Consider the following 17,960-nt stretch of genomic DNA (forward strand, 5'->3'; position numbering starts at 1 on the left):
CCACGGGATGCCGGGCCCCGGCACCGCCGTGCGACCCCGGGCCGCCAGGGCCGTCCCGGCACCCCCGTGACCGGGACGACCAGGCCCGACCCGCACGGCCCTCGGACCCCCGTTCCTAGGGGATCAGCAGGGCCTTGCCCGGTACCGTGCGGGCCTCGATCGCGCGGTGTGCCGCCTCCGCCTCGGCCAGTGGGAACGTCCTGGCGATGACCGGGCGCAGCCGCCCCGCGGCGGCCTCTTCGAACGCGACCGCCGTCAGCCGGGCGATCTCGGCCGCGGGGAATTGGACCTCCGCGATCCCCCGCACCGTGAGCCCCCGACGCTCCACCTGCGCAGGGTCGAACTCCGTGAAACCGCCGCTCGGCGCCCCGTGCGCCGAGACCCGGCCCCCGTCCCGGACCAGGGCGAACGCCGCCAGGCCCAGCTCGCCGCCCACCCCGTCCAGCAGGACGTCGACCGGGCCGCCGACCCGCTCCGTCCAGTCGGGCTCCGAGTAGTCCACCACCGTGTTCGCGCCCAGCTCCCGCACCAGCGCCAGCTTCCGCTCGCCGCGCGCCGCACCGATCACCCGGGCCCCCGCCGCCACCGCGATCTGCACCAGCAGGGTGCCCATCCCACCCGCCGCACCCAGGATCAGCACCCGCTCACCCGGCCGGATCCCGATCCCCTCGGCGATGCCCGTGCCGGTCACCCCGTCGTGCGCCAGCGCCGCGGCCTCCCGCAGGCCCAGCCCCTCGGGGACCGGGACCAGTCCCTCCAGGGGGACCGGCACCAGCTCCGCGTAGGTCCCCTTCGTACCCGCCGCGGCAACGGCCCGGCGCCCCAGCCAGGCCTGATCCACCCCCGCGCCCACGGCCACGACCGTGCCCGCGGCCGCGCCGCCGGGGACGTACGGGGGCCGGATGCCGAAGGCCTCGCCCCAGCCGCCCCGGATCTGGGTCTCCACGAAGATCGTGTCGACGGCCTCGGCCCGGAGCACCACCTCGCCCGCGGCCGGCACCGGATCCGCCACCTCGACGGGAACCAGCACCTCGGGACCGCCGTAGGCGTCCACCCGTATCGCGCGCATGCGCATCCCCCTTCTCGCCCTGACGCCCTCGGGACTTCGAGCCCTCGCGTCTTGATCAACGTGACCACTCTCGGACCTCGACCGAGGTTGAGGTCAAGCGCGGCCGGACGGGGATTCCTCCGGGTGCACCGCTCTGGGCGCGCCATTCGGGCCGCGCGCTTACGGTGGTCGGGAGTCGTTCCTTCGAGGCACGTCATTCCCAAGGAGATGCGATGACCGAATCCGCATCAGGCAGCTCCGGCAAGGAACCCGGCGAGCGGGGCCGTACGACCATCGCCGACGGAGTGGTCGAGAAGATCGCCGGTCTGGCCGCCCGCGAGGTGGTCGGTGTGCACGCCCTGGGCAGCGGCAGCGGCCTGTCCCGCACGTTCGGCGCGGTCCGCGAACGCGTCCCCGGCGGCGGCAAGCCCTCCGTCAGCCGCGGGGTGAAGGCGGAGGTCGGCGAGGTCCAGACCGCCCTCGACCTGGAGATCGTCGTCGACTACGGCGTGGCGATCCGCCAGGTCGCCCGGGAGGTCCGCGAGAACGTCATCTCGGCGGTCGAGCGGATGACCGGACTGGAGGTGGTCGAGGTCAACATCGCCGTCAGCGACGTCAAGCTGCCCGACGAGCCCGACGAGGAGCCGGAGATCCGTCTCCAGTAGCCGAGAGGAGCCGCAATGAGGATGGCGGTCGCCGGCATGTTCGCCGGCATGGCCCTGGGGTTCGCCGGTTTCTTCGGCGGCTTCGGAGCGTTCCTGCTGGTGGCGGCCCTCGGCGCCGTCGGTTTCGTCGCGGGGCGCTTCCTCGACGGGGACCTGGACCCCGGGGACCTGTTCCGCCGCCGCGACGACCGGCACGGGTGAGTCGCCCATGAGCGAGCCGATGGCCGAGCCGATGGCCGAACCGCAGGCGGGTCCGACCCGCTCCACCCCGCCCAGGGTGGCGCCCGCCGACCGGGGGGCCACCCGGATCGCCGACGGGGTCGTGGCCAAGATCGCCGCCCAGGCCGCGCGGGAGGTGCTCCCCGCCCCCTCGGGCGCGCCCCCGCACGCCACCGTCACCGTGCACCACGACATCGCGCGGGTCCGGGTCAGCCTGGAACTCGACTACCCCGCCGACCTCGCGGCCCAGTGCGCGGCCGTACGCAGCCGCGTCACCCGGCGCGTCGAGGAGTGCGCGGAGATGTCCGTACCCGAGGTCGACATCGACATCGAGCACCTGCACTCCACGCAGACCCGGCTCGCCGCCGGGCGGGACCGGCGGCTGCGGTGACCGCCCCGGCCGCCCGGTTCCGCTCCGCCCGGCGCGTCCCCGCCGCCCTCACCGCACTCGTGCTGCTCGCCGTCGCGGCCTTCTTCCTCTACGACCTGGCCGCCGTGCGGGCCGGACGCCCCGGCATGCGCTGGCGCCACCAGCTCGCCGTCCACCTCGACCGGCTCACCCCCGCGGACCTCGCGGTGCAGCTGGCCGCAGCGGCCCTCGCCGTGGTCGGGGCGCTGCTCCTGTTCCTCGCGTGCACCCCCGGCCTGCGGGGGATCCTCCCGATGCGGACCCCCGGTCAGGTCGCCGGGGTGCGGGCCGGGCTCGGCCGAAGGGACGCCGCCCAGGTGCTGCGGGACCGGGCCATGGAGGTGTCCGGGGTGCGGTCGGTACGGGTCAAGGTGGGCCGGTCCCACGTCGCGGTGCGGGCCACCTCGCACTTCCGCGAGCTGGACGACGTACGGGCCGACCTGGACGAGGTGGTCGCCGTCGCCATCGGGGAACTGGGCCTCGCGCACCCGCCGAGTCCTCGCGTACGGGTCAGGAGGTGAGCGGGAGATGCTCGGGAAGGTGAACCGGGTCCTGTTGGCGGTCGCCGGAGCGGTCCTGCTGGCCGCCGGGGTCGTACTGCTCACCGGCGTCCGGCCGCTGCACGGGCGGCACGCTCCGCTGCTCACCGCGCAGGACCGGGTCCGGTACGGGCACGGCGAGGGCTGGTGGTGGTGGGCGGTGGTCGCCGGGCTGGCGGTGTGCGTGGTGCTGGCGCTGTGGTGGCTGGTGTCCCAACTGCGGCGGGCCCGGCTCGCTGCCGTCGAGGTCGACACCGGGGACGGGGCCTTCGCCGTGCTGCGGGGGCGCGCCCTGGAGGAGGCCGTCACCGCGGAGGCCGGCGCCCTCGACGGCGTGGCCCGCTGCAAGGCCTCGCTGCGGGGCCGGCGCGGTTCACCGGCCCTGCGGGTCGCGATGGAACTGGAACCCCACGGCGTGCCCGCGGACGCGCTGTCCGCCCTCGCGGGCCCGGTCCTGACCCATGCCCGTACCTCGGCGGGCCTCCCGGAACTCCCGGCGGAGGCCCGCCTGAAGGTGACCTCGCACCGGGCGCAGCGGGTGTTGTGAGGCTCCGGTCCGACGGTCAGAAGCCGTGCCGGGCGCCGCCGTCCACCGGGAGCATGACCCCCGTCAGGTACGAGGCGGCGGGGGAGAGCAGGAACGCGGCCGTGCGGCCGAACTCCTCCGCGGTCCCGTACCGGCGCAGCGGGATCCGGGACTCGTTCCCGGCGCGGGCCGCCTGCGCGTCGCCGGACAGCGCGTCGAGCTCGCGCACCCGGTCGGTGTCGATGCGCGCCGGGAGCAGGCCGACGACGCGGATCCCACGCGGGCCCAGATCCGCCGACAGGGACTTGGCGAAGCCCGCCAGGCCCGGCCGCAGGCCGTTGGAGATGGTCAGGCCGGGGATCGGCTCGTGCACCGAACCGGACAGGACGAAGCCGATGACCCCGCCCTCGCCCAGCTCGGCGGCGGCCGCCCGGGCGAGGCGGACCGCCCCGAGGAAGACCGCGTCGAAGGCGGCAGACCACTGCTCGTCGGTGTTGTCCGCGGCGAGGCCGGGGGCCGGGCCGCCCACACTGACGAGGATCCCGTCGAAGCGGCCGAAGTGCTCGCGCGCGGCGGCGATGAGCCGGCCGGGCGCCTCGGGGTCGGCGTTGTCGGCGGCCACGCCGATCGCGTTCGGGCCCAGCTCGGCGGCGGCGTCGGCCGCCCGCTTCGCGTCGCGGCCCGTCAGGACGACCTTCGCGCCGTCGGCGGTCAGCTCACGGGCGGAGGCGAAACCGAGGCCGCGGGTGGCCCCGGTGACTACGTAGACACGGTCTTTCAGTCCAAGATCCATGCCGACACGCTACGCGGTCGCGGGCTCGGCCTCCACGGCCGCCTTCGCCGCCGCCTCCTCGCGGTCGCGCTTCTCGCGCCGTACGAGGACCAGCCAGCCCACCGGCACCGCGGACGCGAACAGCCACCACTGCACGGCGTACGCCATGTGCGCGCCGATCGAGTCGTGGTCGGGTTCGGCGATGATCTCGGGGCCGTCGCCGGCCGGGGCCGGAGCGGTGAGCTCCATGTAGCCGCCGAGGACGGGCCGGCCCAGGTACTCCGTCTGCTGGGCGCTGTTGATCAGCATCACCTGGCGGTCCGGCAGACCCTTGCGGTCCTTGATGCCGCTGCCGTCGCTCGTCTCGTCGGCCTTCAGCCGGCCGGTGACGGTGACCTCGCCGGAGGGCGCGGCCGGCACCGGCGGATAGGCGCGGGGGTCGTCGCCGCCGGGCACCCAGCCGCGGTCGACCAGCACGACCCGGCCGTCGCCGAGGACCAGCGGGGTCACGACGTGGAAGCCGACCTTGTCGTTGTTCGACGTCCGCATGCGCACGGCCACCTCGTGCGCGGTGTCGTACGTACCGGTCGCGGTGACGGCCCGCCAGACGTCCTCGCGGGGCACCTCGTGCCCGGGGGAGGTGACCTCCGCCACGGGGACCGGCTTGGCTCCCAGGTTCGCCGCGATCAACTCGTTCTGCGCGACCCGGTGCACATGGCGGTGGTACTGCCAGAACCCGAGCTTGATCATCACGGGGATGAGGACGAGGGCGACGAGGGTGAGGCACACCCACTGCCGGGTCAGCACAAAGCGGTACACGCGGACGACGTTACCCCCAGCGCGGAAGACCCCGGCGGCCGGGTGGCCGTCCGGGGTCCAAAGGGGGAACGGGGGGAGACGGGGTGCGGGGGAGTCAGACGCGGTCGACGATGCCCACCTTCCCCTCCGCGCGGGCGCAGTGCGCCCCGCAGAACCACTGGCCCTCGACCTCGACGCCCTGCCCGATGATCTGGACCCGGCAGTGCTCGCAGACGGGCGCCATGCGGTGGATGGCGCAGCTGAAGCAGTCGAAGACGTGAACTGCTCCCTGAGCATGAACCTCGAAGGACATGCCGTAATCGTTTCCGCAGACCTCACAACGTGCCATGCGCCGAATGCTGCGCACGGCGGAGGACCGGAACAAGATCAAGCGGGGTGAGTCGCCGCGCCGGCACCCGGCCGGCGCAACGCCCGCCACTCGGCACGGCGCTCAGGAGTCCGACGGGGAATCCGCGTCCGCCACGTCCCGCAGCAGCTGGGTGAAGGCCGCCTCGTCGACGACGGGCGTCCCGAAGGACTTCGCCTTGACCGTCTTCGAGGTCGCCGAGTCGGGGTCGTTCGTCACCAGCAGGCTGGTGAGCCGCGACACGCTGGTGGCGACGTGCAGACCCGCCTCGACCGCGCGGTCCTCCAGCAGCTCCCGCTCCACCGACGTGTCGCCGGAGAAAGCGATCCGCATCCCCTGCTTCAGCGGCTTGCCGTCCTCGTAGCGCCCCGGGTTCGGGTACGGGCACGGAGGCCTCTTGCGCGAGGGCCGCCAGCTGCCGCTGTTCCCGTACGAGGACTGGTAGCCCACCCGCGGGGCGGCGGCCGAGTCCGACCACTCCGTCAGCGGCCGGCACTCCAGCAGGGGCAGTCGTACGCCCCCGCGCGCGGCCGCGTGCAGGGACGGGCGGAACGCCTCGGCGAGCACCCGGGCGTCGTCGAGCGCGTGGTGGGCGCGCTGCTGGACCACCCCGAAATGCGCCGCGAGCGACTCCAGCTTGTGGTTGGGCAGCGGGAGGTTCAGCTCCTTCGACAGGGCGATCGTGCACAGCCGTTGGCGGACCGGAGCGGTCACCTCGGCGCGGGCGTACTCCCGGGCGATCATCTGCCAGTCGAAGATGGCGTTGTGGGCGACCAGCACCCGGTCCGCGAGCCGGTCCGCGAACTCCTCGGAGATGTCCTTGAAGAGCGGGGCGTCGGCGAGCATCGCGCTCGTCAGACCGTGGATCCACACCGGTCCGGGGTCACGCTGCGGGTTGACCAGCGTGTACCAGTGGTCCTCCACGTTGCCCTGGGCGTCGAGCCGGTAGACGGCGGCGGAGACTATCCGGTCGTCGCGAGCGAGCCCGGTGGTCTCCACGTCGACGACCGCGTACCCGTTCGGGTACGCGGTCGGCCACGTCGTCTCTGCGGTCGTACGGTCGGCGAGCATGGTCACAGAGGATATCGGCCCCGACCGACAGCCGTGGCCGCGATGTCCGCCCGGCCCAGCTCGGCCAGCAGGTCGCCGGCGCTCACCCGGGCGAACTCGCCCGGTGCTTCGGCGGGTCCGGGAAACAGCCGGTACGCAGTCCCCGAAGCCGCCGCCGGGGCGGCACAAGCGTGCACCGTCGCCAGGAACACCCGCTTGCCCGCCGCCACTTCGGCGGCCTCCGCGTCGGCGTCCGCCGGCGCGCGCCGCTCCTGCGGCGGCTCCAGGGCCGAGATCCGGGAGGCGAAGGCGGCCGCCGGTTCGCCGTCACCGGCCCGGTACCGCCACAGCTCGTCGGGCAGCTCGGGACCTGCGGCCCGACGTACGACGGCCACTTCGCGGGAGCGGGCCGCGGCCCGCCACGCCACCAGGTCCCACATGCTCGTACGCACGCCGGAGCCGAAGTGCTCCCACACGTCGCGGGCGACGGACCCCAGCCGGTCCCCGTGCGAGGCCACGCTCTGGAAGCCGCCCGACGGCGGCAGGTGGACGTCCGCCCACAGGGCCCGGCGGGAGGCCGGGTCCACCATCATCGGCATGCAGACCCGCGACTGCCCGGCCAGGTCGAAGCGCTGCCGGACGGTGCGCGGGTCGTACGAGGAGTCGCGCGGGCCGTCCGCCGGCAGGGCCATGAAACCGGCGAAGGCGTCCGGCAGCTCGTCGAAGGGCACGTTGTCGTAGGCGAAGACCAGCGGGACGGGGAAAGCGTCCCCGTTGCCCGCGAGCGCCGCCAGGTCCAGGTCCACGTACTCGGTGGCGCCGTCCGGCGCGGGCGCCGAGGTCAGGTCGCCCGAGTGGGTGGCGGCCCCGCGCGGCCCGTGCCGCAGGGTGGTGTAGTCGCACAGACCCGTGAACCGCCACTCGGCGTCGAAGAAGGCGACGGACAGGTCCAGGTCGGTGACGGTGCCCGCGGGCTCCGTCCAGTGCAGGAACAGCCGCAGCACCTCGCCCTCGGGCAGGACCTGCCCACTGCCCCGGGGCACGGCCACCAGCGCCCGGGCGGCGGTGCGCTCGCCGAACGGCACGGTCAGGTCCGCGAGCCCGGAGTCGAGGACGGCCAGCTCGTACGGTTCCCGCCGCGCCGAACGGGGTGGCGGCGGACACGGTGGTGCCCCGCAGCACGGCGAAGGCCAGCGCCGCCCGCGGGTGCCGGGCGTGCCGCTCGAAGGGGTGCAGGCGTTCCGCGGCCCGCTTCCAGGCGGTGGGGTGCCGCAGCAGGTCCTCGACCAGGTACTGCGGGTTCAACGCGTCGAGGACCGCCAGGAGTTCCCGGCGCAGCGGCCGGTCGGGGTTCGCGAACCGGGGCAGCGGCAGCAGGCCCGCCTCCCCGCCGGAGACCACCGCGAGCAGCCGCAGCACGTCGGTCGCGGTGGTGAGCCGGGTGGCGAGCAGCGCCCGCGCCGCGTCCTCGGTCCGCAGGTCGCCCAGCAGCATGCCGAGGACCAGCGCCTTGGTCTCCCGTACGGGGATCTCCTCGGGGAGCCAGCCGAGGTCGGCCGGGGCGCGGGAGACCAGCAGGGCCAGGTCCTCGCGGTCCTCGGGGGACAGCGGGGTCTGCCGGGCGAGCAGCGAGGCGACCACGCGGGCGCAGTCCCCCGGCAGGTCGGTGCCGAGGCGCAGCAGCCGCAGCGGGCCGACCGGCAGGTTCCCGGACTTGCGGCGGGCCCGCTTCGCCGCGCGCTCGTCCCGCTCGTCCGGGCGCAGGAAGGGATCGGCGGGGTCGACGCGCCGGTTGCAGACGGGGCAGCCGGTGTGATCGGCGCCGTCCCAGCAGGCGCGGCACACGAGGTGGGCACAGGGCGCGACGGGGTGGACCGCCCGGGCGCCGCGGCAAACCGGTTGTCCGCGGCGGCGTCAACCGCGCGGCGGCAGCAGGGTGCTGGTCAGGGCCTGTACGGAGAGCAGGAACAGCCGCTCCGGATCCGCCGGGCGGGCCAGGGCGCGGGCGAGCGCCGGGTCGTGCGGGGCCGTGGCCGGATCCCAGAGCTCGCTCTCGGCGGGGGACTGGGCGGGGGAGCGCTCGCGGTTGCGCTCCACGAGCAGGAAGCCGACGATCTGGAACTGGATGGCGCGCACCACGTCGGCCGCCCGGGCCCCGCGCAGCCCCGCGACGTGCACCTCGTGGACCAGGGCCTGCTGCGCGGGGAGGAACATCCGCTCCGTGAGTCCGCGTTCGTGGACCATCGCGATCAGGTGCGGGCGCGCCCGCAGTTCGCGGCGCAGGATCCGGGCCACGGACAGGATCCGCTCGGCCGGGCCGTGGCCGGCCGGTCTGATCGCGCCCATCTCCTGCACGGTCCGCTCCACGAGGGCGTCCAGCAGTTGCTCCCGGTTGCCGACGTGCCAGTAGATGGAGGTCACCGCGGTGCCGAGCTCGGCGGCCAGCTTGCGCATGGTGAGGGCGGCCGGGCCGTGCTGCTTGACCAGGGACGCGGCGGCGTCCAGTACGTCGTCACGGGTCAGCGTGCTTCTGGCCATGGATCCGGTCCGCCAATCTGTCGCATCGTCAGAAACTGGCGCATCGTCAGTTCTGTTCGTGCAGGGGTCTTTACCCTTCATCGGTGGCGGTGTAACTGTGTTACAGAACCGACTCCGCTCAAGACGAGGGTGGTGCGTGAACATGGCACGCGTACGGTACGGAGCGCGAACCGAGGCAGAGATCGCGGCATCGCGCGAGAAGAACTCCAAGCTCCCCGACATCTGGTCCACCGGCGTCGTCGCCGTCTGGGAGACCGACCCGGACGTGGTGGCGGCGGTCCTCCCGCCCCCGCTCAAGCCCGCCGAACGGCCCCTCGTACGGGCCAACATCAGCAAGGTCGACCTGCCCGGCTACCCGCTCGGCGCCGGCTCGGTGGCCGTCGCCGCCCAACACGGCGGGGTCGAGGGCTGGTACCCGCTCGTCATGCCCATGAGCATGGAGCGCGCCCTGACCGGCGGCCGCGAGGTGTTCGGCGAGCCCAAGAAGCTCGGCGAGATCAGCGTCGAACGCGACGGCCTCGTCGTCCGGGCCGCCCTCGCCCGGCACGGGATCGCCTTCGTCGAGGTGCGCGGGGCCGTCGACCGCGAGCTGCCGCTGCCCGAGCCCACGCAGAAGGTCGACTTCTACTTCAAGTTCCTCCCCGCGGTGGACGGCTCGGGCTTCGACGCCGACCCGGTGCTCGTGCACTGCACCCGCAACGAGAAGGTCCGCAAGCTGGAGCACATCACCGGTGACGTGGTGCTCCGCGAGTCGATGTACGACCCGGTCGCCGACCTCCCGGTGCGCCGCGTCGTCGAGATCACCATCGGCGAGAAGACCACCGACCAGCAGGGCAAGGTCGTCGAACGGGTCAGCGCCCAGGCCCTGCTCCCGTACATCCACCAGCGCTACGACGACCCCATGCAGATCCTGGACGGCCCCCCGGAAGGCAGCGTCTGACATGCGACTCGAACCAGGACAGGTGGCCGTCGTCACCGGAGCGGCCAGTGGCATCGGCCTCGCCATGGCCCGCCGCTTCGCCGCCGAAGGACTGAAGGTGGTCCTCGCCGACGTGGAGGAGGGCGCCCTGAACAAGGCCGCCGCGGAGCTCACGGCCGGCGGGGCGGAAGTCCTCGCACGGACCGTGGACGTCAGCGACCGCGACTCCGTCATCTCCCTCGCCGACGCCGTCTACGACGCCTTCGGCGCCGTACACGTGCTGTGCAACAACGCGGGAGTCGGCTCCGGCGCCGAAGGCCGGATGTGGCAGCACGAGCCCAACGACTGGAAGTGGGCCTTCTCCGTCAACGTCTGGGGCGTCTTCCACGGCATCCAGGCCTTCGTCCCGCGCATGATCGAGGGCGGCGCGCCCGGCCACGTCGTCAACACCTCCTCCGGCGACGGCGGCATCGCCCCGCTGCCCACCGCCTCCGTGTACGCGGTCACCAAGGCGGCCGTGGTGACGATGACCGAGTCCCTCTACGCCCACCTCAAGGCGGAGGGCGCCTCCGTCGGCGCCTCCGTCCTCTTCCCCGGACCGCACATGCTGCGCACCGGGCTGTGGGAGTCGCACCGCAACCGGCCCGAGCGCTACGCCAAGGAACGGCCGCGCAAGTCCCCGTACCGCAGCCTCGACCAGTACGAGGCGGCCATGAAGCAGGCCGGGCACGAGGTGAACTTCACCCCCGTCGAGGAGGTCGCGGAGCACGTCGTCGACGGCATCCGCGCCGACCGCTTCTGGATGCTCCCGGCAAGCGAGCACAGCGACCGGCAGATCCGCGCCCGGTCGCAGTCGATGCTCGACCGCGCCAACCCCGCCTACCTGGAAAGCTTCATCCTCGACTGAGGGGCCCGCAGTGAGTGACGCACCGTACGAAGACCCGTACCTGATCATCTCCTCCGACTGCCACGCGGGACTGCCGACCGAGCAGTACCGCCCCTACCTCGACTCCCGCTTCCACCCGCAGTTCGACGAGTTCCTGGGCCAGCGCGACGCCCGCCGCGAGGAGGCCACCCGCCTCGGCGTGCGCAACGAGGCCTTCGCCGAGAAGTGGTTCCACGATCACGAGGAGGGCCTCAAGGGCGGCTGGGACACCACGCAGCGGCTCAAGGAACTCGACGGCGACGGCGTGGCCGCCGAGGTCGTCTTCCCCGACGCGGACGCCGTCGACAGCCAGACCGCGGCCCCCTTCGGCGTGGGCCTCGGCCTCTCCGGCGACCAGGACCCCGAACTGGGCATGGCGGGCGCGCAGGCGCACAACCGCTGGCTCGCCGAGTTCGTGTCGCAGACACCCGAACGCCACTGCGGCGTGGCCCTGCTGCCCATCACCGGCGAGCCGGACAAGGTCGTCGCCGAGATCCACCGGGCCAAGGAGTCCGGGCTGGGCGCGCTGATGATCCCCTCCATGTGGGTGGACAAGGCGCCCTACCACGACCGCCGCTACGACCCCATCTGGGCGGCCGCGGCCGAGACGGCGATGCCGATCGTGACCCACTCGGGGGCCGCGCCCCGCCACGAGTACGGCGACCACCTGGGCATCTACGTCTCCGAGGTCACCTGGTGGCCCTCGCGCCCGCTCTGGTTCCTCCTCTGGTCCGGGGTCTTCGAGCGCCACCCGGGCCTGAAGTTCGGCGTGGCCGAGTCGGGCTGCTGGTGGCTGCCGAACCAGCTCTGGTTCATGGACCGCCTCTACCTAGGCGCGCACGGCGGCAAGAAGCTCTCGCCCTTCGCGGAGCTCAAGCGGCCGCCGAGCGAGTACCTCGACCGGCAGGTCTTCGTCTGCGCGACCAACACCAAGCGCCGCGAACTCGCGCAGCGCTACGAGATCGGCGTCGACAACATCCTGTGGGGCTCGGACTTCCCGCACCCCGAGGGCACCTGGCCCAACACCCGGAACTGGCTGAAGAACACCTTCCACGACATCCCGGTGGCCGAGACCCGCCGGATGCTGGGCCTGGCGGCGGCCGAGGTCTTCGGCTTCGACACCGAGAAGCTCGCCCCGATCGCCCGCCGGATCGGCCCCACCCCCGCCGAGCTGGGCCAGTCGCCCGACCAGGCGTCGGTGGAGGCCTCCTGGGCCCGCTCCCGCGAGGTCGGCCGGCACTGGCTGACGGAGAACGACTTCCCGGTGCTGGGGGTGGAGTCGTGACCACGGAGGACCGCTACACGGTCATCTCGGCCGACTGCCACGCGGGCGCCGACCTGCTCGACTACAAGCCGTACCTGGAGAAGCGTTACCACGACGAGTTCGACGCCTGGGCCGCCACGTACGTCAATCCGTACGAGGACCTCCTCGCGGACACGGCGGACCGCAACTGGAACTCGGCGCGCCGGCTCGCCGAACTGGAGGCGGACGGCATCGTCGCGGAGGTCCTCTTCCCGAACACGATCCCGCCGTTCTTCCCCAAGGCCTCCCTGATGGCCCAGCCCCCCACGGCCGCCGAGTACGCGATGCGCTGGGCGGGGCTCCAGGCCCACAACCGCTGGCTGGCCGACTTCTGCGCGGACGCGCCGGGGCGGCGGGCGGGAGTGGTCCAGATCCTCCTCAACGACGTGGACGCGGCGGTCGCGGAGATCCGCCGCACCCGCGAGGCCGGGCTCACGGGCGGGATCCTGCTGCCCGGGGTGCCGCCGGGCTCCACCGTCCCCGAGCTCTACTCGGAGGCGTACGACCCGATCTGGGCGGTCTGCGACGAACTGGACGTCCCGGTCAACCACCACGGCGGCTCGGCCTCCCCGCCGCTGGGCGACGAACCCGCCGCCCGCGCCGTCTTCATGGTCGAAACCACCTGGTTCTCGCACCGCGCCCTGTGGCACCTGATCTTCGGCGGCGCGTTCCGCCGGCACCCCGGCCTCAAGCTGGTCCTCACGGAACAGGGCTCCGGCTGGATCCCGGGCGTGATGGAGATGCTGGACTATTACCACGGCCGCCTGGTCGCGGCCTCGGGCACGGCGGAGTCCAAGTTCGGGGCGGGGCTGGCGGACGCGATGGGCAAGGGCCCGAGCGAGGTCTGGCGGGACAACTGCTTCGTGGGCGCCAGCTTCATGCGGCCGCACGAGGTCCCGCTGCGGGACCGGATCGGCCTCGACAAGATCATGTGGGGCAGCGACTACCCCCACGACGAGGGCACCACCCCCTTCTCCCGCGAAGGCCTCCGCATCGCCTACGCGGGCCTCCCGCGGGAGGAGGTCGCCGCGATGGTCGGCGGCAACGCGGCCCGCGTGTACGGCTTCGACCTGTCGCTGCTGGACGCGATCGCCGCGAAGCACGGCCCGCTGGTCTCGGAGATCACCGAGCCCCTGACGGCGGTCCCCGAGGGCGCCACCAGCCCGGCCTTTGCCCGAGGGGGGTCGGTCCGGGTCTGGTGACGTGTCCTGCCGGGGTGGCTCAGACGCCGTACGCCGTGAGCCGCTCCGGCGGGAACCCCTCCGTACCCGCCACCCGTAGGAGAACCGTCTCGAAACCCGTCATTCCCCACCCTCCCCGAACCCCCGGTAACCCCGATGGATACCGATCGGTAACAACCTCTAGCGGCACCCCGGAGACCGCCTCTATGGTGCGGACATGCCGAACCTGCCCGATGTCGTGCTGTGGTCCATACCCGCCTTCGTGCTGCTCACCGTCGTCGAGTTGGTGAGCTACCGCATCCATCCCGACGAGGACGCCGCCGGGTACGAGACCAAGGACGCCGTCACCAGCATCGGCATGGGGCTCGGCAGCATCGGCTTCGACCTGCTGTGGAAGATCCCGGTCGTCGCGATCTACACCGCCGTGTACGAGCTGACCCCGCTGCGCGTGCCGTTCCTGTGGTGGACCTTCCCGCTCATGCTGCTCGCCCAGGACTTCTGCTACTACTGGCAGCACCGCGGCCACCACGTCATCCGCATCCTGTGGGCCTGCCACGTCGTCCACCACAGCAGCCGCAAGTTCAACCTCACCACCGCCCTGCGCCAGCCGTGGACGAGCGGCACCTCCTGGCCGTTCTACCTGCCGATGATCGCCCTCGGCGTGCACCCGGCCGCCATCGCGTTCTGCTACTCCGTCAACCTCGTCTACCAGTTCTGGATCCACACCGAACGGATAGACAAGCTGCCCCGGGCCGTCGAGTTCGTCTTCAACACCCCGTCCCACCACCGCGTCCACCACGCCTCCCAGGGCGGCTACCTGGACCGCAACTTCGGCGGGATCCTGATCATCTGGGACCGGATGTTCGGATCCTGGGTGGGCGAGACCGACAAGCCCGTCTTCGGTCTGACCAAGAACATCGACACCTACAACCCGCTGCGCGTGGCCACCCACGAGTACGCCGCCATCGCCCGCGACGTGAAGGCCGCCGACGGCTGGCGCGAGCGGGCCGGGCGCGTCTTCCGCGGCCCCGGCTGGCAGCCGGCCCCGGCCCCGGCCCCGGTCCCCGCGCAGACCGAGGCCCCGGCCGCGCAGACGCCGGAGCGTGCCGCGTGAGCGCCGGCCAGTCCCGTACGCCGTCCTGGGCGCGGCCCGCCCCCGCGGGAGCCGGAACCGCCGCGCGGATCCTGCTCGGCGGGTTCGCCGTGGCCACCGCCGTCGACCTCGGCTCGCTGCTCGCCGGCTGGCACCTCGGCCACGTCATCGCCAAGCCGCTGCTGATGCCGCTGCTCGTCGCGTACGTGATCGTGCGCGGCGCGCCCCGGCTGCTGGTCGCCGCCCTGCTGTTCGGCTGGGGCGGGGACCTCGCCCTGCTCTTCGACGCCGATGCCGCCTTCCTCGTCGGCATGGGCTCCTTCGCCGTCGGGCACGTCTGCTACCTCGTGCTCTTCGGCAAGCGGGCCGCGAACCCGCTGCTCGGGGGCGCGTACGTCCTCGCGCTCGTCGGGACCGTGGCGATGCTCTGGGCCGACCTCCCGGCCGACCTGCGGATCCCGGTCGCCGGCTACAGCCTGCTGCTCACCGCCATGGCCTACCGCTCCAGCTCGCTGGGCGCGCGGGCCGGGATCGGCGGGGCGCTGTTCCTGCTCTCGGACACCCTCATCGCCACCGGCGTCGCCGCATGGCCCCAGCTGCCCCGGCCGGACTTCTGGATCATGGCCACGTACGTGGTCGCCCAGTACCTGCTGGCGACCGGCGCGATCACCGGCGCGATCACCCGCGAGACCGGTGCCGCGGCCGACGGCACGACCACGCGGGAAGCAGGCGTACGGTAGGGGGAGTCTTACAAGACTCAACCATTTCCCCGATCCGGAGGACTGCACCACCATGCGCGCCACCGTCATCCACGCCCCGCACGACATCCGCGTGGAGGAGGTGCCCGACGCTGCGATCCAGCGCCCCGAGGACGCCGTCGTCCGCGTTCTGCGCGCCTGCATCTGCGGCAGCGACCTGTGGGCCTACCGCGGCGAGGCCGCGCGGCAGCCCGGCCAGCGCATCGGCCACGAGTTCCTCGGCGTCGTCGAGGAGACCGGCTCCGCCGTGAGCGGGCTGAAGGCCGGCGACCTGGTCGTCGCCCCCTTCATGTGGTCCGACGGCACCTGTGACTACTGCTCCGAGGGGCTCTACACCTCCTGCGTGCACGGCGGCTTCTGGGGCTCGGTCGGCTTCGACGGCGGCCAGGGCGAGGCCGTCCGCGTCCCGCACGCCGACGGCACGCTGGTGAAGCTGCCCGCGGACGCCGTCTCCGACGACCACCTGCTGACCGGGCTGCTCGCACTCTCCGACGTCATGGGCACCGGCCACCACGCGGCGCTCGGCGCCGGGGTGCGCAAGGGCTCCACGGTCGCCGTCGTCGGTGACGGCGCCGTCGGCCTGTGCGGCGTCCTCGCCGCCAAGCGCCTCGGCGCCGACCGGATCATCGCCCTCGGCCGCCACGAGGTCCGTACGGACATCGCCAAGCTCTTCGGGGCCACCGACGTCGTCGCCGAGCGCGGCGAAGCGGCAGAGGCGGCCGTCCGCGAGCTGACCGGCGGCCAGGGCGCGCACGCGGTCATCGAGGCCGTCGGCACCGAGCAGTCCATGCGCACCGCCGTGAACATCACCCGCGACGGCGGGGCCATCGGCTACGTCGGCGTCCCGCACGGCAGCGGCACCGGCCTCGACCTCGGCGTGATGTTCGACCGCAACATCACCCTGCGCGGCGGCGTCGCCCCGGTCCGCGCGTACATCCCGGAGCTGCTGGAGGACGTGCTGAGCGGGGCCATCGACCCGTCGCCGGTCTTCGACCGCGCCGTGTCCCTGGACGAGGTCCCGGACGGCTACCGGGCGATGGACGACCGCAGCGCGCTCAAGGTGCTGATCAAGCCCTGAGCTCGCGTACGGAGGTACGGAGAAGGGCCGGGCGGGATGGTTCCCGCCCGGCCCTTCCCGTATCAGCCGGTTACTTGACGGCCTTCAGCGCGTCGACCACGCCGTAGCCGTAGTAGCCCGTCTGGCCCCACTTGCTCTGGCAGGTGGTGGCGTTGATCAGCGCGCCCGTGGCGTCGTATATCTGCGTCGGGCAGTCCGTCTTCGTGGCCTGGGCCTTCAGCATCGCCTGGAGCTGCGAAGGAGTGGCCGACGGGTGCGCGCTCTTGAGGAGCGCCGCGACGCCCGCCACGTGCGGGGTGGCCATCGAGGTGCCCTGCTTGTAGCCGTACCCGCCGCCCGGGAGGGTGGACAGCACGCGGCCGTTGGCGTCCGGGGTGGCCGGCACCTGCCACTTGTCGCCACCGGGGGCGGCCACGTCCACGACGCCGAGGCCGTAGCTGGAGTAGTACGAGCGCAGGCCCTTGTCACCCGTCGCCGAGACCGTGACCACGCCCGGGAGCTGAGTGGGCAGGTCCAGGCAGACCTTCGGGTCGATGGTGCGCGGCACCGGGGTGGCGTCGTCCGGGCTCGTGTCGTCGACGATCGAGTCGGCGGACAGGTCCCAGTTCTCGTTGCCTGCCGCGGCCACGTTGAGCACGCCCTTGCGCTCGGCGTACTTGCTCGCCCGGGTGAGGGCCTCCACCAGCGCCTTCTGGTCGTCGTCCGTCTTGCAGTTGAAGTACCAGGGGTCGACGTAGTAGCTGTTGTTGGTCACCTCGATCCCCTTCTCGGCGGCGAACATGAAGCCGCAGACGACCGCCTCGGTGAAGAAGAGGCTGGTGCCGGGCTCGCTCACCTTGATGCCGGCCACCTTCACGCCGGGCGCGATACCGCTGACACCGACACCGTTGCGCGCGGCGGCGATGGTGCCGGCCACGTGGGTGCCGTGGTCGCTGCCGTCCGGGTACGGGCGCCAGGCGCCGTCGGTGGTGTCCGCGACACCGCCGACACAGTTGGCCGACTGCTCCTTGGAGAAGTTCGGGGCCAGATCGGGGTGGGTGTCGTCCACACCCGTGTCGATGACGCCCACCGTGACGTTCCGGCTGCCATCGTTGATCTTGTGTGCCTGATCGGCCTTGATCGCCCGCAGGTCCCACTGGTTGGGCTCCAGCGGCTCCTGACCCTCCTGGGCGACCGCGGTCGCCTTCGCGGCGTCCGCCGCGCTCAGCTTCTGCGTGGTGCCCTCCTCGGTGGTCTGCACCGTCTGGAGGGGGGCCGTGCGGGTGGCGCCGACCGAGACGAAGAGGCCGCGGTTGGCGCGCAGCGTCTTGGCGAAGTCCGGGTTCTGCGAGTGCGTGACGATGACGCCGATCTGCTCATAGGACGTCACCACCGTTCCACCGGCCCGCTCGATGGCCTTCTTCGCGGCCTTCACCGTGGCGTACGAGTTCAGGTTCGCCACGTACGACAGCTTGGGGCCGGTCGTCTCGGCCTTCGATGCCGCGGCCGTCTCCGCCGTGTTGCCCAGCGGGGCGGCGGAGGCCGCGACCGAGGGCAGGAAGGCGAGCGAGGCGGTGAGCGCCAGGCCGACCGGTACGGCGAGGGCACGCCGGCGGCCGGATCCCAGATGAGCCATGGGTTCTCCAGATCATCCTTGAAAAAGCCGTCCGTGCGCGGTCGCGACGGACGGGTTCATGACAGGCGAACCTAGCGTTCTCGTTCCCTTCTCCGCCATCAGTTCGAGAAATCAGTTCCCCAAGAATCAGCGGGTGTTGAACCGTCGCGACACGTCG

20 protein-coding genes and 1 pseudogene are annotated in these 17,960 nt (G+C 72.8%); 12 read left to right on the forward strand and 9 right to left on the reverse strand.

Annotated elements, in window-relative coordinates; all coding sequences use genetic code 11:
- Positions 1-115 precede the first annotated feature (115 nt).
- Positions 116-1,069: a zinc-binding dehydrogenase gene (locus ACFYZL_RS12750; protein ID WP_388678529.1), complete on the reverse strand. Its 954-nt coding sequence runs from the start codon at positions 1,067-1,069 to the stop codon at positions 116-118.
- A 212-nt stretch (positions 1,070-1,281) separates the two neighbouring features.
- Between ACFYZL_RS12750 and ACFYZL_RS12755 the strand changes: the two genes are divergently transcribed.
- The 5 genes from ACFYZL_RS12755 to amaP are packed head-to-tail and all read left to right on the forward strand — an operon-like array spanning position 1,282 to position 3,427.
- Positions 1,282-1,713 carry an Asp23/Gls24 family envelope stress response protein gene (locus ACFYZL_RS12755; protein WP_384749499.1) on the forward strand — a complete coding sequence of 144 codons (432 nt, stop codon included), beginning with the start codon at positions 1,282-1,284 and terminating at the stop codon, positions 1,711-1,713.
- Positions 1,714-1,728: 15 nt separating this feature from the next.
- Entirely contained in the window at positions 1,729-1,914 is a 186-nt protein-coding gene (locus ACFYZL_RS12760) for a hypothetical protein (RefSeq protein WP_384749502.1), read from the forward strand.
- Positions 1,915-1,921: 7 nt separating this feature from the next.
- Positions 1,922-2,323, forward strand: a complete 402-nt coding sequence (locus tag ACFYZL_RS12765) for an Asp23/Gls24 family envelope stress response protein (protein WP_384749505.1) — start codon at positions 1,922-1,924, stop codon at positions 2,321-2,323.
- Positions 2,320-2,862 (forward strand): DUF6286 domain-containing protein, encoded by a 543-nt coding sequence (locus tag ACFYZL_RS12770; RefSeq protein ID WP_384749508.1) that lies wholly within the window; start codon positions 2,320-2,322, stop codon positions 2,860-2,862. Before ACFYZL_RS12765 ends, ACFYZL_RS12770 begins: the two co-directional genes overlap by 4 nt.
- Positions 2,863-2,869: 7 nt before the next feature.
- Positions 2,870-3,427 (forward strand): alkaline shock response membrane anchor protein AmaP, encoded by a 558-nt coding sequence (amaP, locus tag ACFYZL_RS12775; protein ID WP_388678534.1) that lies wholly within the window; start codon positions 2,870-2,872, stop codon positions 3,425-3,427.
- 16 nt (positions 3,428-3,443) lie between these two features.
- On the opposite strand, the gene ACFYZL_RS12780 is transcribed toward amaP, so the two are convergent.
- The 7 genes and pseudogenes from ACFYZL_RS12780 to ACFYZL_RS12810 all read right to left on the reverse strand — a co-directional run bounded on the left by ACFYZL_RS12780 (position 3,444) and on the right by ACFYZL_RS12810 (position 8,931).
- A complete protein-coding gene (locus ACFYZL_RS12780; RefSeq protein ID WP_384749513.1) occupies positions 3,444-4,199 on the reverse strand; it encodes an SDR family oxidoreductase in 756 nt (251 codons plus the stop codon).
- 9 nt (positions 4,200-4,208) lie between these two features.
- Entirely contained in the window at positions 4,209-4,997 is a 789-nt protein-coding gene (locus ACFYZL_RS12785; protein WP_388678538.1) for an SURF1 family protein, read from the reverse strand.
- A gap of 94 nt (positions 4,998-5,091) precedes the next feature.
- Positions 5,092-5,325 (reverse strand): hypothetical protein, encoded by a 234-nt coding sequence (locus ACFYZL_RS12790; protein ID WP_215139859.1) that lies wholly within the window; start codon positions 5,323-5,325, stop codon positions 5,092-5,094.
- 102 nt (positions 5,326-5,427) lie between these two features.
- Complete coding sequence (locus ACFYZL_RS12795) at positions 5,428-6,420, reverse strand: DEDDh family exonuclease (RefSeq protein WP_384749519.1); 993 nt, start codon at positions 6,418-6,420, stop codon at positions 5,428-5,430.
- On the reverse strand, positions 6,417-7,478 hold the full coding sequence (locus ACFYZL_RS12800; protein ID WP_388678542.1) for a TerD family protein: 1,062 nt from the start codon (positions 7,476-7,478) through the stop codon (positions 6,417-6,419). Before ACFYZL_RS12800 ends, ACFYZL_RS12795 begins: the two co-directional genes overlap by 4 nt.
- 691 nt (positions 7,479-8,169) lie before the next feature.
- Positions 8,170-8,277 (reverse strand): annotated as a pseudogene (locus ACFYZL_RS12805) (RING finger family 4 domain-containing protein); the annotation flags it as partial.
- 30 nt (positions 8,278-8,307) lie between these two features.
- A complete protein-coding gene (locus ACFYZL_RS12810; protein ID WP_388678545.1) occupies positions 8,308-8,931 on the reverse strand; it encodes a TetR/AcrR family transcriptional regulator in 624 nt (207 codons plus the stop codon).
- A gap of 142 nt (positions 8,932-9,073) precedes the next feature.
- Between ACFYZL_RS12810 and ACFYZL_RS12815 the strand changes: the two genes are divergently transcribed.
- The 7 genes from ACFYZL_RS12815 to ACFYZL_RS12845 all read left to right on the forward strand — a co-directional run bounded on the left by ACFYZL_RS12815 (position 9,074) and on the right by ACFYZL_RS12845 (position 16,188).
- Entirely contained in the window at positions 9,074-9,871 is a 798-nt protein-coding gene (locus ACFYZL_RS12815) for an acetoacetate decarboxylase family protein (protein ID WP_376658862.1), read from the forward strand.
- A 1-nt stretch (position 9,872) separates the two neighbouring features.
- Positions 9,873-10,757, forward strand: a complete 885-nt coding sequence (locus tag ACFYZL_RS12820; protein ID WP_384749525.1) for an SDR family NAD(P)-dependent oxidoreductase — start codon at positions 9,873-9,875, stop codon at positions 10,755-10,757.
- Positions 10,758-10,767: 10 nt separating this feature from the next.
- A complete protein-coding gene (locus tag ACFYZL_RS12825) occupies positions 10,768-12,060 on the forward strand; it encodes an amidohydrolase family protein (protein WP_384749527.1) in 1,293 nt (430 codons plus the stop codon).
- A complete protein-coding gene (locus ACFYZL_RS12830; protein ID WP_384749529.1) occupies positions 12,057-13,280 on the forward strand; it encodes an amidohydrolase family protein in 1,224 nt (407 codons plus the stop codon). Before ACFYZL_RS12825 ends, ACFYZL_RS12830 begins: the two co-directional genes overlap by 4 nt.
- A 196-nt stretch (positions 13,281-13,476) precedes the next feature.
- Positions 13,477-14,373, forward strand: a complete 897-nt coding sequence (locus tag ACFYZL_RS12835) for a sterol desaturase family protein (RefSeq protein WP_384749532.1) — start codon at positions 13,477-13,479, stop codon at positions 14,371-14,373.
- A complete protein-coding gene (locus tag ACFYZL_RS12840; RefSeq protein WP_388678550.1) occupies positions 14,370-15,092 on the forward strand; it encodes a lysoplasmalogenase in 723 nt (240 codons plus the stop codon). Before ACFYZL_RS12835 ends, ACFYZL_RS12840 begins: the two co-directional genes overlap by 4 nt.
- A 52-nt stretch (positions 15,093-15,144) precedes the next feature.
- Complete coding sequence (locus tag ACFYZL_RS12845; RefSeq protein WP_384749538.1) at positions 15,145-16,188, forward strand: zinc-dependent alcohol dehydrogenase family protein; 1,044 nt, start codon at positions 15,145-15,147, stop codon at positions 16,186-16,188.
- 70 nt (positions 16,189-16,258) lie between these two features.
- Here ACFYZL_RS12845 and ACFYZL_RS12850 read toward each other — a convergent pair whose 3' ends face one another.
- Positions 16,259-17,803, reverse strand: a complete 1,545-nt coding sequence (locus ACFYZL_RS12850; RefSeq protein WP_388678553.1) for a S8 family serine peptidase — start codon at positions 17,801-17,803, stop codon at positions 16,259-16,261.
- Positions 17,804-17,960 lie beyond the last annotated feature (157 nt).

Origin of the sequence: Streptomyces sp. NPDC001717 (genome assembly GCF_042892775.1) — a bacterium.
Taxonomy (GTDB): Bacteria; Actinomycetota; Actinomycetes; order Streptomycetales; family Streptomycetaceae; genus Streptomyces.

Bases quoted from the DNA above. Each gene is read 5' to 3' on its own strand.
- ACFYZL_RS12755 (WP_384749499.1), top strand. From the start codon at position 1,282: ATGACCGAATCCGCATCAGGCAGCTCCGGCAAGGAACCCGGCGAGCGG.
- ACFYZL_RS12780 (WP_384749513.1), bottom strand. From the start codon at position 4,199: ATGGATCTTGGACTGAAAGACCGTGTCTACGTAGTCACCGGGGCCACC.
- ACFYZL_RS12845 (WP_384749538.1), top strand. From the start codon at position 15,145: ATGCGCGCCACCGTCATCCACGCCCCGCACGACATCCGCGTGGAGGAG.
- ACFYZL_RS12850 (WP_388678553.1), bottom strand. From the start codon at position 17,803: ATGGCTCATCTGGGATCCGGCCGCCGGCGTGCCCTCGCCGTACCGGTC.
- ACFYZL_RS12750 (WP_388678529.1), bottom strand. From the start codon at position 1,069: ATGCGCGCGATACGGGTGGACGCCTACGGCGGTCCCGAGGTGCTGGTT.
- ACFYZL_RS12810 (WP_388678545.1), bottom strand. From the start codon at position 8,931: ATGGCCAGAAGCACGCTGACCCGTGACGACGTACTGGACGCCGCCGCG.
- ACFYZL_RS12790 (WP_215139859.1), bottom strand. From the start codon at position 5,325: ATGGCACGTTGTGAGGTCTGCGGAAACGATTACGGCATGTCCTTCGAG.
- ACFYZL_RS12765 (WP_384749505.1), top strand. From the start codon at position 1,922: ATGAGCGAGCCGATGGCCGAGCCGATGGCCGAACCGCAGGCGGGTCCG.
- amaP (WP_388678534.1), top strand. From the start codon at position 2,870: ATGCTCGGGAAGGTGAACCGGGTCCTGTTGGCGGTCGCCGGAGCGGTC.
- ACFYZL_RS12815 (WP_376658862.1), top strand. From the start codon at position 9,074: ATGGCACGCGTACGGTACGGAGCGCGAACCGAGGCAGAGATCGCGGCA.
- ACFYZL_RS12760 (WP_384749502.1), top strand. From the start codon at position 1,729: ATGAGGATGGCGGTCGCCGGCATGTTCGCCGGCATGGCCCTGGGGTTC.
- ACFYZL_RS12835 (WP_384749532.1), top strand. From the start codon at position 13,477: ATGCCGAACCTGCCCGATGTCGTGCTGTGGTCCATACCCGCCTTCGTG.
- ACFYZL_RS12820 (WP_384749525.1), top strand. From the start codon at position 9,873: ATGCGACTCGAACCAGGACAGGTGGCCGTCGTCACCGGAGCGGCCAGT.